Below are 13,774 nucleotides of genomic sequence, written 5' to 3'. Positions count from 1 at the left end.
CGGCCTTCGCGCTTGGTGCCCTGGAAGGCGCCGACTCCTAGAAGTCGTCGTCGAAGGAGACCGTGCCCTCGACCGCGACCTGGTAGGCGGAGACCCGGCGCTCGAAGAAGTTGGTCAGCTCCTGGACGTTCTGCAGCTCCATGAACCCGAAGGGGTTGGTGGAGCCGTAGCGGACCGGCAGGCCGAGGCGGGCCAGCCGCTGGTCGGCCACGGCCTGCAGGTACTCGCGCATCGACTCGGTGTTCATGCCGGGCAGGCCGTCACCGCACAGGTCCTGGGCGAACTGGAGCTCGGCCTCGACGGCCTCCTCCAGCATCTCGGTGACCTGCTTGGCCATCGTGTCGTCGAAGAGGTCGGGCTCCTCCTCGCGGACGGTGTCCACCACGGACATCGCGAAGTCCATGTGCATGGACTCGTCGCGGAACACCCAGTTGGTGCCGGTCGCCAGGCCGTGCAGCAGGCCGCGGCTGCGGAACCAGTACACGTAGGCGAAGGCGCCGTAGAAGAACAGGCCCTCGACGCAGGCCGCGAAGCAGATCAGGTTGAGCAGGAAGGCCCGGCGGTCCTCCTTGGTCTGCAGCGACTCGATGTGGTCGACGGCGTTCATGTACTTGAAGCAGAACCGCGCCTTCTGCGCGATGGAGGGGATGTTCTCCACCGCGGCGAAGGCCGCCGCGCGGTCGTCCGGGTCGGGCAGGTAGGTGTCGAGCAGCGTCAGGTAGAACTGGACGTGCACGGCCTCCTCGAACAGCTGCCGGGACAGGTAGAGCCGGGCCTCGGGGGAGTTGATGTGCTTGTAGAGGCTCAGCACCACGTTGTTGGCGACGATCGAGTCACCGGTCGCGAAGAAGGCGACCAGGCGGCCGATCAGGTGCCGCTCGCCCTCGCTCAGCTTGGCGAGGTCGGCGACGTCGGAGTGCAGGTCCACCTCCTCGACGGTCCAGGTGTTCTTGATGGCGTCCCGGTACCGGTCGTAGAACGACGGGTAGCGCATCGGGCGCAGGGTCAGCTCGAAGCCGGGGTCGAGCAGCATCTTGCGGTCGGACGGGCTGTCGGCGCTCTGTGCCGGCGAGGAGGGGCGGTGGTCGGGCGACGGGTGGGCGGTCATCACTGGCAGGCCTCGCAGGACTCGGGGTTCTCCAGGGAGCAGGCGATGGCGTCCTGCTCGGCCTGGGTCATGGTCGGGGCGGGCACCGGGACGGCGGTGCGGGCGGCGCCGGGGGCCGCCTGGGCGATCCGGGTGGCCGGGCGGGAGCGCAGGTAGTAGGTGGTCTTCAGACCGACCTTCCAGGCGTACGCGTACATCGAGCTGAGCTTGCCGATGGTGGGCGCGGCCATGAAGAGGTTCAGCGACTGGCTCTGGTCCAGGTAGGGCATCCGGGCCGCGGCCAGGTCGATCAGCGCACGCTGCGGCAGCTCCCACGCGGTGCGGTAGAGCGAACGGACCTCGGCGGGCAGCCAGTTGAACTCCTGGACCGAGCCGTTGGAGTCGCGCAGCGCGTCCCGGGTCTGCTGGTCCCAGACGCCCAGCTCCTTCAGCTCCCGCACCAGGTACGGGTTGACCTGGAGGAACTCACCGGACAGGGTCTCGCGCTTGAACAGGTTCGAGACCTGCGGCTCGATGCACTCGTACACACCGGCGATGGACGCGATGGTCGCGGTCGGCGCGATGGCGAGCAGCAGGGAGTTGCGCAGACCGGTCTCGGCGATCTTGGCGCGCAGGGCGTCCCAGCGCTCGGTCCACTGCGGGGTCACGTCGTAGTGGTCGATGTGCAGCTGGCCGCGGGCGGCGCGGGTCTCGCCGTACGCCTCGTGCCGGCCGAACTGCTCGGCCAGCTCGCTGGAGCGCTCGTACGCGGTGAGCATGATGCGCTCGGCGATCAGCGTGGAGAGCTGCTGGGCCTCGGCGGTGTCGAAGTCCAGGCGGAGCTTGAAGAAGACGTCCTGCAGGCCCATCACGCCCAGACCCACCGGCCGCCAGCGGGAGTTGGAGGTGCCGGCCTCGGTGGTCGGGTAGAAGTTGATGTCGATGACCCGGTCCAGGAAGGTCACGGCGGTGCGCACGGTGGCGTCCAGCCGCTCCCAGTCCATCGCGTTCAGCAGGTCACCGGCGGACGCGCCCTCGGCGACGTGCGCGCCGAGGTTGACCGAGCCGAGGTTGCAGACGGCCGTCTCGGAGTCGTCGGTGACCTCCAGGATCTCGGTGCAGAGGTTGGAGGAGTGCACCGTACGGCCCGGCAGGGCGGTCTGGTTGGCGGCCCGGTTGGAGGCGTCCTTGAAGGTCATCCAGCCGTTGCCGGTCTGCGCCAGGGTGCGCATCATCCGGGCGTACAGGGTCTGCGCCGGGATGGTGCGGACCGCCTTGCCGGCCTGCTCGGCCTTGCGGTACGCCTCGTCGAACTCCTCGCCCCACAGGTCGACCAGCTCGGGGACGTCGGCCGGGGAGAACAGCGACCAGTCCTCGTTGGCGTTGACCCGGCGCATGAACTCGTCCGGGATCCAGTGCGCCAGGTTGAGGTTGTGGGTCCGGCGGGCCTCCTCGCCGGTGTTGTCGCGGAGCTCCAGGAACTCCTCGATGTCGGCGTGCCAGGTCTCCAGGTAGACGCAGGCCGCGCCCTTGCGGCGGCCGCCCTGGTTGACCGCGGCGACCGAGGAGTCCAGGGTGCGCAGGAACGGCACGATGCCGTTGGACTTGCCGTTGGTGCCCCGGATCAGGCTGCCGCGCGAGCGGATCCGGGAGTAGGACAGGCCGATGCCGCCGGCGTGCTTGGACAGCCGGGCGATCTGCGCGTAGCGGTTGTAGATCGAGTCCAGGTTGTCCAGCGGCGAGTCCAGCAGGTAGCAGCTGGACATCTGCGGGTGCTTGGTGCCGGAGTTGAAGAGCGTCGGGGAGGAGGTCAGGTACTCCAGGCGGCTCATCAGCCGGTAGAGCTCGGCCACCTCGGCCACCGACTGCTCGCTGTCGCCCACCGCGAGGCCCGCCGCCACGCGGAGCAGGAAGTGCTGCGGGGTCTCGATCACCATGCGGGTGATCGGGTGGCGCAGCAGGTAGCGGGACTGCACGGTGCGCAGGCCGAAGTACTCGAAGCGGTCGTCGCCCGACAGGTCGATCAGGGCGTCGAAGGCCTCGGCGTGCTTGGCGACCAGGGCGGCGGTGGCGTCGCCGATCAGGCCCTCGGCGTGGCCGACGGCGATCGAGGCGGAGAACGACACGGCACCCTGGCTCATCGCCTCGTCGGCGATCTCCATGGCGAGCAGGCGGGCGGCCAGCTTCGAGTACTGGGGGTCCTCGGCGATCATCGACGCGGCGGCCTCCACGGCCAGCCCGCGCAGCTCGGCGAAGTCCGAGCCGGCGTGGCGGCCGCGCAGCGCGGCGGCGGCGACGTGGCCGGGGTCCACCTGGGGGAGGTCCACGCTGCGGTCGGTGAGGAGCCGAAGCAGTGCCGCACCGGGGTCGGTCTGGGCGGTGGCGGCGGAACCCTGGGAAGGCAGGGCAACTGAGGCAGCGATGGTCAAGGCGCTTCTCTCCTGGCGGCGGCGTCGGATGAGGGTCATCCGGACCGACATGAGCGCAGGGAGGTGCAGCACGACCGGGGACCGACGCGCTCTCTACCCCCTGGCCCACCCGCGAGGCCCGGACGTACTGCGGTGCTGCAAGGCATCTGCGGGGAAGCCGTGTGGCACACCGTCGGCAGGTAACCGGACTTGCGGGGGCCTGGAGAGCCGCCCGCTCACCGCTGCGGGGCAGTCCCGGATTCACACCGGGTTCCCCTGCTTCGACAGCGAGAGCGAGCATACATGTTGTGGCGGTCCGACGATGCGGCACCACATGTAGTGCCGTGTGTCGCAGGCGGACCAACCGCGTGGTTGTGCGGGAGGGGTGTTCAGAAGGTGATCGAGTACACCATCAGGTCGATCCCGGGAGCCGCCGTCCAGTCCCGGTCGGGGGTCCGGACGAAGCCCAGGCGCTCGTAGATCCGGTGCGCCGCCTTCATCGCCGGGCGGGTCGAGAAGGCCATCCCGGCCAGCCGGAGCTCCCGGCAGCGGGCCATCGCGGCGCGGACCAGGGCCTCCCCGGCGCCGCGTCCGCGGGCCGCCGCGCCGACCGCCAGCATCCGGATCTCGCCCTCGTGCGGCTCGGCGATGTCGGCCCACTCGGTGCCGCCGACCGCGAGGGTCACACAGCCGAGGACCTGCCGGGTGTGCGGGTCGAGCGCGACGAGGAGTTCGGCCTCCTCGTTGCGGCGCCCGGTGTCCCGGAGGAGCTGGACGTAGCCGCTGTCCGGCGAGGTGTGACCGTCGCCCACGAACGCCTCGACCGTGACTTCACCTGCGGCTTCGAGGTCCTCTTCGAGGGCGCGGCGGATGAGGATGCCCATCCGGACAGTGTGCCCGACGGGAGGGGGCCCACGGCAGCCAGGGTGGCGGGCGGGCGGGTGCCGGCGAGGGGCGTGGCGCCGGCCGGAGGGCTCGCCGGGCGGGCGCCGGCGGGGAGCGGGGGCGCGCTGGCGGGGAAGGCGGAGGCGGCCGGCATGGTGCCGTACAGGCGGTCGGGAAGAACCGGGGCGGAAGGGTGGTTGGGGTCGTCGTGACCGTCGTCAGGACCACCGTAGCCGCCGCCCGGGCCGGGCCCGCGGCCGCGGCCGGTCAGCTCACGGCCGATCAGGAAGCCCAGCAGTCCGAAGCCGCTGATGGTGCCGATCAGGCCGAGCGAGGTCGCGAGGGTCTCGGGAGTCATGTCCTCCACCCTCGTCCGCGCGGGCCGCTGCCACGAGTGGCAGGAACGACCGATTGCATCGAAATCCTGCCAGCCTCTCGCGGGTTGGGGCGGGCCGATGCCGCGGCGGCCGGCGGCCCGGCCGAGCCACGGGGCGGAAGGCACCGGACGGCGGGCAGGGGAGGGGCGACGGACGAGGGAGGGGCACGGGGATGCGGAGCGGTGTGCACGGCCCGGCGGCCGAGGGCCGCCGCGGGGCCGGGAGGCCGGAGGCGGACGAGGGCGTACGGCATCCTGTGCGGATGCTGAAGAACATCACCACAGTGGTGCTGGAGCCGGTCCACCCGTTCGAACTCGGCGTCGCCTCCGAGGTGTTCGGGCTCGACCGCAGCGACGACGGGCTGCCGGTGTACGACTTCGCCCTCGCCGCCGACCGTCCCGGGCGGCATGCCACCCACGCCGGCTTCGGCCTGGAGGTCCCGTACGGGCCGGAGCGGCTGGCCGAGGCGGACCTGATCGTGGTCACCGCGGTGGGGCGGCGCGCCGAGTACCCGGAGGCGCTCGTCGAAGCACTGCGCGCGGCAGTCGAGCGCGGGGCGCGCGCGTTGTCCATCTGCAGCGGCAGTTTCCTGCTGGGCGCCGCCGGGCTGCTGGACGGGCGCCGCTCCACCACGCACTGGAAGCACGTCGACGAGATGGCCCGGCGCTTCCCGCGCACCACCGTCGATCCCGACGTGCTCTACGTGGACGACGATCCGGTGATCACCTCCGCCGGGACGGCCGCCGGGATCGACGCCTGCCTGCACCTGGTCCGCAAGCTGCAGGGCGCGGAGGTGGCCCGGGGGATCGCCCGGCGGATGGTGGTCGCCCCGCACCGCGACGGCGGGCAGGCGCAGTTCGTCGACCGGCCGATGCCGGTGTGCGACGCGGACTCGCTCGGCGGGCTGCTGGACTGGCTGCGCCAGCACCTGCACTGTGGCCTGACGGTGGATCAGCTGGCCGTCCGCGCCCACATGTCGCCCCGCACCTTCGCCCGCCGCTTCCAGCAGGAGACCGGCACCACCCCGCACCGCTGGATCACCAACCAGCGACTGCTGCTGGCCCAGCGCCTGCTGGAGAGCACCAGTCAGCCCGTGGACGCGGTCGCCGCCCGCTGCGGCTTCGGCAACGCGGCCACCCTCCGGCACCACTTCGGCCGCTGGCTCGGGACGACGCCGCAGGCGTATCGCCGCGCCTTCGCGGGGAGTTGGCCGGATGAGCGGAGCCGGGGCTGACCGGCGGGCGACGCCCCGGGTGCGGCGAGGCGCGTGAGCGGCCCGGCGGCCCGGTGCGGCGCCGAGTGCGCAACTGCCCGGCGGCCCCGGGCGGTCAGGTCAGGTGGGCGACCGAGTTCCAGTGCTCGGCGTGGAGCCGGCCGGCCTGGGAGCGCCACAGGCTGGTCGAGCAGTTGCTCACCGCCCGCAGGTCCAGCAACTCGGGCTCGGTGAGCCGGTCCAGGACGTAGCGCAGCATCAGCACCGTGCAGTCGTGCGCCACCACCAGCACCGGCCGCCCGTCCTCCTCCTCGCAGAGGTCGCGCAGGAAGCTGCGCACCCGCAGGGCCACGTCCAGGAACGATTCGCCACCGGGCGGCCGGTAGTAGAGCTCGCCCATCTTGCGGCGGCGGGCGGCCTCGACGGGGTGCTCCTTCTCGATCGCGGCGGCGGTCAGCATCTCCAGGATGCCGAGTTCTCTGTCCCGCAGCCGCTCGTCGTACCTGACCGCGAGAGCGTCCGGCACCGCGCCGAGGCCACAGGCCCGGTCGAGCGCGATCCGGGCGGTCTCGGCGGTGCGTACGTAGGGGGAGCACCAGACGGCGCGGGGGCGGTCGGCGGTGGGCAGGCCGGCCCACCAGCGCCCGAGGTCGCGTGCCTGGCGCCGGCCGTGCGGGGAGAGCGGTATGTCGGCGTCCCGGCTGGTGATCGGGACGGTCAGCGCGCCGGTCTCGGCGGCGATCCCGAACTCGACGTTGGCGGTGCTCTCGCCGTGCCGGGTGGCGATCAGGACGGAGGGCAGCGGCCGCCGGGACGCTGCGAGGCGGTGTCCGTTGATGACGCTGGTGAGTTCTGCCATGGCCGGTTCTCCCCGTTGGTGTCCGTGACTCGGTGAGCAGGCGCGAGCCACGCGCACTCCATGGTCGCGCCTATGACCGGCCGGCAACAGGGCCCGCGGCGTCGCGTGCCGATGGCTCTCTCCCTCCTGCCCGCCATCGGGCAGGAGGGGCCCTCGGACGCACATCCCTCGTCGCGCGCAGCGCCGCTGCGCTCTCCTCACGATGCACGCCCAGACTCGGCTCTCGACCATCCCCCAGCCTTCGGCCGGGGGATGGTCCCCCGGCCGCCAGGCTGGGGGATGTGCCCCCTCCTCGATCCACGCTCCCCATCGCCGGCCGGTCCAAGGACGGTTCGCGCCGCGAAGAGATCGCGCCGCCACTCCAGTGTTGACGGAGGTGACGGCGCGATCACAGGGCGCACGATTTGGCGTCGAGTGCGCCTGCCCGGATCAGTGCGCCGCTGCGGGCACCGGAGCGTCCTCCAGAGCCTTGTCCCCGGCCTCGGCGCTGTAGTCCGCCGGGCTGGTCTCGTCGGCGCCCTCGGGGGCCTTGACGGCCCGCAGAACGAGGGTGAGCGCGACAGCGACGATCAGGTTGAGCACGAAGGCGGTGAACCCGATGTAGCCGATCTCGCCGATCCCCGGGATCGCCGCGGAGTTGCCGCCGAAGTGCTTGGTGGCCGGCGAGGCGATGCCGTACGCCTTCCAGGTGCCGTACACCATGCCGGCCGCCCAGCCCGCGAGCAGCGCCCAGCGGTGGAACCAACGGGTGAACAGTCCGCCGACGATCGAGACGAAGGTCTGCAGGATCCACAGGCCGCCGAGCAACTGGAGGTTGATCGCGAGCTGCTTGTCCATGCCCAGCACGAAGACCAGCGCGCCCACCTTCACCAGCAGTGAGGCGATCTTGGCGATCCTGGTCTCCTGCTCGGGCGTGGCGTCCGGCCGGAGGAAGTCCTTGTAGATGTTGCGGGTGAACAGGTTGGCCGCCGCGATCGACATGATCGCCGCCGGCACCAGCGCACCGATGCCGATCGCGGCGAAGGCCACGCCGGTGAACCAGCTCGGGAACAGGTTGTCGAACAGCTGCGGCACGGCCAGCTGGGCGTTGTAGCCCTTGACGCCCTTGCCCACCCCGGCCGCGATGGCCATGAAGCCGAGCAGCGCCAGCAGGCCGAGCATCAGCGAGTAGGCCGGCAGGATCGCCATGTTGCGGCGCACGGTGTTGCGCGACTTGGCGGCCAGCACACCGGTGACGGTGTGCGGGTACATGAAGAGCGCGAGGGACGAGCCGAGCGCCAGGGTTGCGTACGTCCACTGGGCGTCCGGGCCGCTCACCATCGAGCCGACCGGCTTGTGGGTGGCCGGGTTGACCGCGTCGAACTTGGCGGCGGCCGCGTCGAAGATGTGGCCGTAACCGCCGAGGCGCATCGGGATGTAGATCACCGCGACGATGATCACGATGTACACCAGGGCGTCCTTGACGAAGGCGATCAGCGCCGGCGCCCGCAGGCCCGAGGAGTAGGTGTACGCGGCCAGGACCGCGAAGGCCAGGAACAGCGGCAGGTCCTTCATGAACCAGTTGCCGCTGGTGCCGCCGCCGATCCCGAGGGTGTCCAACACGGCCTGGATGCCGACCAGTTGCAGCGCGATGTACGGCATGGTGGCCAGGATTCCGGTCAGCGCGACGGCCACCGACAGCGCCCTGGAGCCGTACCGCCCGCGCACGAAGTCCGCCGGGGTCACATAGCCGTGCACCCGGGCCACCGACCACAGTCGGGGCAGGAGGAGGAAGACCAGCGGGTACGCGATGATCGTGTACGGCACCGCGAAGAAGCCCGCCGCGCCCGCGCCGTAGACCGCGGCGGGAACGGCGATGAAGGTGTAGGCGGTGTACAGGTCGCCGCCGAGCAGGAACCAGGTGATCCAGGTTCCGAAGGACCGGCCGCCCAGCCCCCACTCGTCCAGGTGCAGCGCATTGTCGGCCTTCCGCCAGCGGGCGGCCAGGAAGCCCAGCACCGTCACCAGCGCGAAGAAGAGCACGAACACCACGAGCGCCGGGACGTTCACTCCGCTCCTCATCGCGGCTCACCGCCCCGGGCGGCCCTGCGCCGCTGCTCGTCGCGGTTCAGCAGCAGGTAGGCGGTCCCGGTGAACAGTGCGGAGACCGGGATCCAGGCGATCTGGTACCAGTAGAAGAACGGCATTCCGCCGAGCGCGGGTGCCAGCTTCGCGTACGACGAGACCCAGAGCAGTGCGACGACCGGTACGGCCAGACTGATTCCGGCGAGCACCCGTTCCGGGGTGACCTGGGGGAGCGCGCCTTCGGGCGCGCCGGCATCGGATTCGGGTACTTCGGACGACATGTGCGGCTCCCGCTGATGAGGGGTCACCTCGTCGGCGCCGCAGCGCACGTGGCCGTGCGACCGCCGAGCGGCACCGCCGGTGATCGGCAGTCAGTACGGCAGCGAAATGTAGCCCCAGCAGTGACCTGTGTCACTACCCCGGACCGAAGATCCCGGATGGCGGACGCAGGAGGGGAGCCTTCAGGGCGTGGGAACGGGTGCGGGGGCGGACCAGAGGTCCGCCCCCGCACCCGGCCGCCCCGTCCGCAGGGCTACTCCGGGCGCTTGAGGCGGGTGATGAACTTGTACCGGTCGCCCCGGTAGATGGAGCGGACCCACTCGACCGGAGCGCCGTCGGCGTCGAAGGAGTGCCGGGAGAGCTGGAGCATCGGCAGGCCGAGGTCGGAGCCGAGCAGCCCGGCCTCGCGCGGGGTGGCCAGCGTGGTCTCGATGGTTTCTTCGGCCTCGGCCACCGTGACCCCGTACACCTCGCGCAGCGCGGCGTACAGGGAGTCGTGCTTGGCCAGGTTGCGCCGCAGCGCGGGGAAGCGCTTGGCGGAGAGGTGGGCGACCTCGATCGCCATCGGGTCGCCGTTGGCCAGCCGCAGGCGCTCGATCCGCAGCACCCGGCTGCCGGGCTTGATGTCCAGCAGCGGGGCGAGGTGCTCGTCCGCGGCGATGTAGCCGATCTCGATCAGCCGGGAGGTCGGCTCCAGGCCCTGGGCCCGCATGTCCTCGGTGTAGGAGGTGAGCTGCAGCGCCTGGGCGACCTTCGGCTTGGCGACGAAGGTGCCCTTGCCCTGGATGCGCTCCAGGCGGCCCTCGACCACCAGTTCCTGGAGGGCCTGGCGCACGGTGGTGCGGGAGGTGTCGAACTGGGCGGCGAGCGCCCGCTCGGGCGGGACCGGGGTGCCGGCCGGCTGGGTCTCGGTCAGCTGCAGCAGATGGCGCTTGAGGCCGTAGTACTTCGGGACGCGGGCGGTCGGGTCGGCCGCTACTTGCGTCGGCAGGCTCTTCGCCTGGGCGTCGTTCACCTGGGCAGTGCTGCCCCCGTCGCTGGTCATCGGCCGTATCTCCTGCTACTTGCGGGGTCGTCCCTGACTCCGCTGCCTCGTTAACGGCACACATCGTTGCACGTATGTCCGGCTGACGGGGAGCTCATCACGCGATGAACGGTGGGCGGTGTCGGCTTGGTAACGGGTGGTCCCGATTGCTACGGCCACCGTTGACACACCCATTGGTCTAGGCCAAGCTCCAAGCAGTTGGTCTACACCATTGCAGACCGCTCAGAGAATTCCCCACCCCTTCCCATGGGTTGCGACACCAGTACTGCCGTTGTGCTCCGGTATGTCGTCCCCCCGTGGGGGCATCCCGGGCATCCCTCAGGAGGATGGCGTAATGAAGCGTCAGCTCATCGCGGCGGTAGGCGTCGCAGCCATGGTCGTCGGCCTCGCGGCCTGTGGTTCGGGCGCCAAGAAGGGCGGCGGCGACAGCGCCGCCCCCAGTAGCCTCACCGTGTGGCTGACCGTGGACGCCCAGCAGAACTGGCCGGACCTGGTGAAGTCCGCCGACGACCGACTGGCCGCCAAGTACCCGGGCATCAAGATCAACCACGAGTACTACTCGTGGAAGGACAAGAACCCGAAGCTGGACTCGGTGCTCGCCACCGACCAGGTGCCGGACGTGGTGGAGATGGGCAACACCGAGATGCTGCCGTACATGATCAAGGGCGCGCTGGCCGAGCTGGACACCTCGAAGTTCGAGAACAGCGGTGACTGGCTGGACGGTCTCAAGGCGTCCGCCACCTACAACGGCAAGACCTACGGCGTTCCGTACTACTCGGCCGCCCGCGTCGCCACCTGGCGCAAGGACGTCGCCGCCGACGCCGGGGTGGCCGACACCCCGAAGACCTACGCCGAGCTGACCGCCGACCTGGACAGGATCCAGGCCAAGCAGGGCGACAAGTTCTCCGCCTGGTACCAGCCCTCGCGCGACTGGTACACCGCGATGTCCTTCGTCTACGACGCCGGCGGCGCGATCGCCGAGCAGGACGGCGGCAAGTGGAAGGCCACCCTGGAGGGCCCGGAGGCGATCAAGGGCCTGACCGCCTGGAAGGACGCCCTCGGCAAGTACATGCACGGCGACCTGACCAAGGACGACGCCGACCGCTACATCGTCTACGGCCTGGGCCAGTCCGCCATGATCTACGGCGCCGGCTGGGAGGGCGGTTCCGCCGCCGACCCGAAGTTCGACAAGACCGGCGGCAAGCTCAAGGACAGCCTGGTCCCCTTCGTGATGCCCGGCCCGTCCGGCAAGTCGCTGAGCAGCTTCATCGGCGGCTCCGACCTGGCCGTCCCGGTCAAGTCCAAGGCCAGGACCGCGGCCTCGGAGTGGATCGACTTCTTCACCGACGCCAAGGCGCAGGAGGCCCTGATCAAGGCCGGCAACCTGCCGAACAACAAGACGCAGCTGGCCCCGCTGAAGACCGACCCGAAGGTCGGCCCCTCGGCCCAGTCCGCCGAGAACAACTGGTTCGTGCCGACCGCGCCGGGCTGGCTGCAGGTGGAGAAGGCGAACATCCTGCAGAACGCCCTGCAGGACATCGCCCAGGGCAAGAAGACCGTCGAGGCGGCGGCGAAGGACATGGACGGCCAGATCGACGCCGTGATCAACAACGCCTGACAGCCGATCCCCGGCCCGCCGGCCCCTCCCGGACCGAGGGGCCGGCGGGCCCCGGCCGTGAGGGCCACTTGAGAAATCCGCAAGCGCCGGGCGTAGCTGAGGAGCACGTGATGAGTGCCGAGACATCCACCGTGAAGGTGCCGCCGCAGCGGCCCTCATCAACCAGTACCGAATCCGGAGCGGCCCGCCCGGAGAAGCGGGGCGGCCGCTTCCGGGGCCAGGCCGCGCCCTGGCTGCTGCTCGCCCCGACCCTGGCCGTGCTGGCAGTGGTCCTCGGCTACCCCCTGGTGCGGCTGGCCACCCTGTCCTTCCAGAAGTTCGGCCAGTCCCAGCTCTGGGGCTTCCGACCCACCGAGTGGGTCGGCTTCCGGAACTTCACCACCGTGCTCGGCGACGGCGCCTTCTGGGACGTCGTCCTGCGCACCGTCCTGTTCGCCGCGGGCGCGGTGGTGTTCACCATGGTGCTCGGCATGGCGCTGGCGATGCTGCTGATGCGGGTCTCCGGCTGGGTGAAGACGCTGATCAACATCGCGCTGGTGGCGAGCTGGGCGATGCCGATCGTGGTCGCGGTCACCGTCTTCAAGTGGATGTTCGACACCGATTACGGTGTCGCCAACTGGCTGCTGAGCCGGGTCCCCGGCCTGGATTTCGACCACCACAACTGGTTCGTCGACTCCACCCAGGGCTTCGTCATCATCATGGCGCTGGTGGTCTGGGGTGCCGTGCCGTTCGTCGCGATCACCCTGCACGCCGGGCTCACCCAGGTGCCCAAGGAGCTGGAGGAGGCCGCGCGGATGGACGGCGCCGGAGCCGTCAAGGTCTTCCGCTACGTCACCCTGCCGGTGCTGGGGCCGATCATCGTCATGCTGGCCACCCTCTCGGTCATCTGGGACATGGGCGTCTTCCCCCAGGTCTTCCTGATGCGCGGGGGCCACCCCGAGCCCGAGTACCAGCTGCTCACCACGTACTCGTACGACAGGGCCTTCGTGGTCAACGACTACTCCATGGGTTCGGCCATCGCCCTGCTCACCGTGCTGCTGCTGCTCGGCGTGATCGCCGTGTACATGCGGCAGATGCTGAAGATCGGAGAGGTCGAGTGACGACCGAAGCCAAGCGGCCGCGCCCCAGGGGCCGTACGCTCTACAACCTGATCGGCCTGCTGGTCGCCGCGGTGACGGGCTTCCCGGTGTACTGGATGGTCAGCACCGCGCTGAAGCCGGCCAGGGACTCCATCTCACCGACTCCGAAGTTCCTGCCCCTCCCGCTGTCGCTGGAGAACTTCCACCGGGCGCTGCAGATCTCCGACTTCTGGGGCCCGGTCACCCGCAGCCTGATCATCGCGGGCTCCACCGTGGGCATCGGCCTGGTGGTCGGCCTGCTGGCGGCGCTGGCGATCTCGCGGTTCGCCTTCCGCGGCCGCAAGGTGGTCATCGTGGGCATCCTGACGGTGCAGATGGTGCCACTGGTCGCGATGATCATCCCGGTCTTCCTGCTGCTCAACGACCTCGGCCAGTACAACAAGCTGACCGGGATCATCCTGACCTACCTGACCTTCGTGCTCCCCTTCACGGTCTGGACCCTGCGCGGTTTCATCGTGAACATCCCCAAGGAGCTGGAGGAGTCCGCGATGGTGGACGGCTGCACCCGCACGGGCGCCTTCCTCAGGGTGGTCTTCCCGCTGCTCGCCCCCGGCCTGGTCGCCACCGCCGTCTACGGCTTCATCCAGGCGTGGAACGAGTACCTGTACGCGCTTCAGCTGCTCAGCCAGCAGAACACCACCGCCACCGTCTGGCTCGGCAACTTCACCACCACCCGCGGCACCGAGTACGCGCCGATGATGGCCGGTTCGACCATGATGGCCATCCCCGTGGTGATCTTCTTCCTGCTGGTCCAGCGCCGCATCGCCGCCGGCCTCACGGCCGGCGCCGTGAAGGGGTGA

Annotated in this window: 11 protein-coding genes and 1 riboswitch; of the genes, 4 read left to right on the top strand and 7 right to left on the bottom strand. The window is 70.4% G+C overall.

Annotated elements, in window-relative coordinates; all coding sequences use genetic code 11:
• Positions 1-37: 37 nt before the first annotated feature.
• The 3 genes from ACZ5ON_RS12490 to ACZ5ON_RS12480 form a co-directional block, all read right to left on the bottom strand.
• Entirely contained in the window at positions 38-1,108 is a 1,071-nt protein-coding gene (locus ACZ5ON_RS12490; RefSeq protein ID WP_465589783.1) for a ribonucleotide-diphosphate reductase subunit beta, read from the bottom strand.
• Positions 1,108-3,516, bottom strand: a complete 2,409-nt coding sequence (locus ACZ5ON_RS12485) for a ribonucleoside-diphosphate reductase subunit alpha (RefSeq protein WP_465589780.1) — start codon at positions 3,514-3,516, stop codon at positions 1,108-1,110. The genes ACZ5ON_RS12490 and ACZ5ON_RS12485 overlap by 1 nt, the downstream gene beginning before the upstream one ends.
• 157 nt (positions 3,517-3,673) lie before the next feature.
• Positions 3,674-3,831: riboswitch (cobalamin riboswitch) on the bottom strand.
• A gap of 53 nt (positions 3,832-3,884) precedes the next feature.
• Positions 3,885-4,379 (bottom strand): GNAT family N-acetyltransferase, encoded by a 495-nt coding sequence (locus tag ACZ5ON_RS12480; protein WP_465589777.1) that lies wholly within the window; start codon positions 4,377-4,379, stop codon positions 3,885-3,887.
• A 640-nt stretch (positions 4,380-5,019) separates the two neighbouring features.
• Between ACZ5ON_RS12480 and ACZ5ON_RS12475 the strand changes: the two genes are divergently transcribed.
• Positions 5,020-5,991 (top strand): helix-turn-helix domain-containing protein, encoded by a 972-nt coding sequence (locus ACZ5ON_RS12475; RefSeq protein WP_465589774.1) that lies wholly within the window; start codon positions 5,020-5,022, stop codon positions 5,989-5,991.
• A gap of 94 nt (positions 5,992-6,085) precedes the next feature.
• On the opposite strand, the gene ACZ5ON_RS12470 is transcribed toward ACZ5ON_RS12475, so the two are convergent.
• From ACZ5ON_RS12470 to ACZ5ON_RS12455, 4 genes are all read right to left on the bottom strand, one after another.
• Complete coding sequence (locus tag ACZ5ON_RS12470; protein ID WP_465589769.1) at positions 6,086-6,829, bottom strand: histidine phosphatase family protein; 744 nt, start codon at positions 6,827-6,829, stop codon at positions 6,086-6,088.
• Between the two features lie 429 nt (positions 6,830-7,258).
• Positions 7,259-8,890, bottom strand: coding sequence for a monocarboxylate uptake permease MctP (gene mctP / locus ACZ5ON_RS12465; protein WP_465589766.1), 1,632 nt, complete (start codon positions 8,888-8,890; stop codon positions 7,259-7,261).
• A complete protein-coding gene (locus tag ACZ5ON_RS12460; RefSeq protein WP_465589763.1) occupies positions 8,887-9,174 on the bottom strand; it encodes a DUF3311 domain-containing protein in 288 nt (95 codons plus the stop codon). Before ACZ5ON_RS12460 ends, mctP begins: the two co-directional genes overlap by 4 nt.
• Before the next feature lie 251 nt (positions 9,175-9,425).
• A complete protein-coding gene (locus tag ACZ5ON_RS12455; RefSeq protein WP_465589760.1) occupies positions 9,426-10,217 on the bottom strand; it encodes a GntR family transcriptional regulator in 792 nt (263 codons plus the stop codon).
• Positions 10,218-10,551: 334 nt separating this feature from the next.
• Between ACZ5ON_RS12455 and ACZ5ON_RS12450 the strand changes: the two genes are divergently transcribed.
• The 3 genes from ACZ5ON_RS12450 to ACZ5ON_RS12440 all read left to right on the top strand — a co-directional run bounded on the left by ACZ5ON_RS12450 (position 10,552) and on the right by ACZ5ON_RS12440 (position 13,774).
• Entirely contained in the window at positions 10,552-11,835 is a 1,284-nt protein-coding gene (locus tag ACZ5ON_RS12450) for an extracellular solute-binding protein (protein ID WP_465589756.1), read from the top strand.
• 110 nt (positions 11,836-11,945) lie between these two features.
• Positions 11,946-12,935 (top strand): carbohydrate ABC transporter permease, encoded by a 990-nt coding sequence (locus tag ACZ5ON_RS12445; protein ID WP_465589753.1) that lies wholly within the window; start codon positions 11,946-11,948, stop codon positions 12,933-12,935.
• Positions 12,932-13,774 (top strand): carbohydrate ABC transporter permease, encoded by an 843-nt coding sequence (locus ACZ5ON_RS12440; protein ID WP_465589750.1) that lies wholly within the window; start codon positions 12,932-12,934, stop codon positions 13,772-13,774. The genes ACZ5ON_RS12445 and ACZ5ON_RS12440 overlap by 4 nt, the downstream gene beginning before the upstream one ends.

Source organism: Kitasatospora sp. NPDC032150, assembly GCF_055579945.1.
This window is presented reverse-complemented; position numbering and strand designations above follow the sequence as displayed.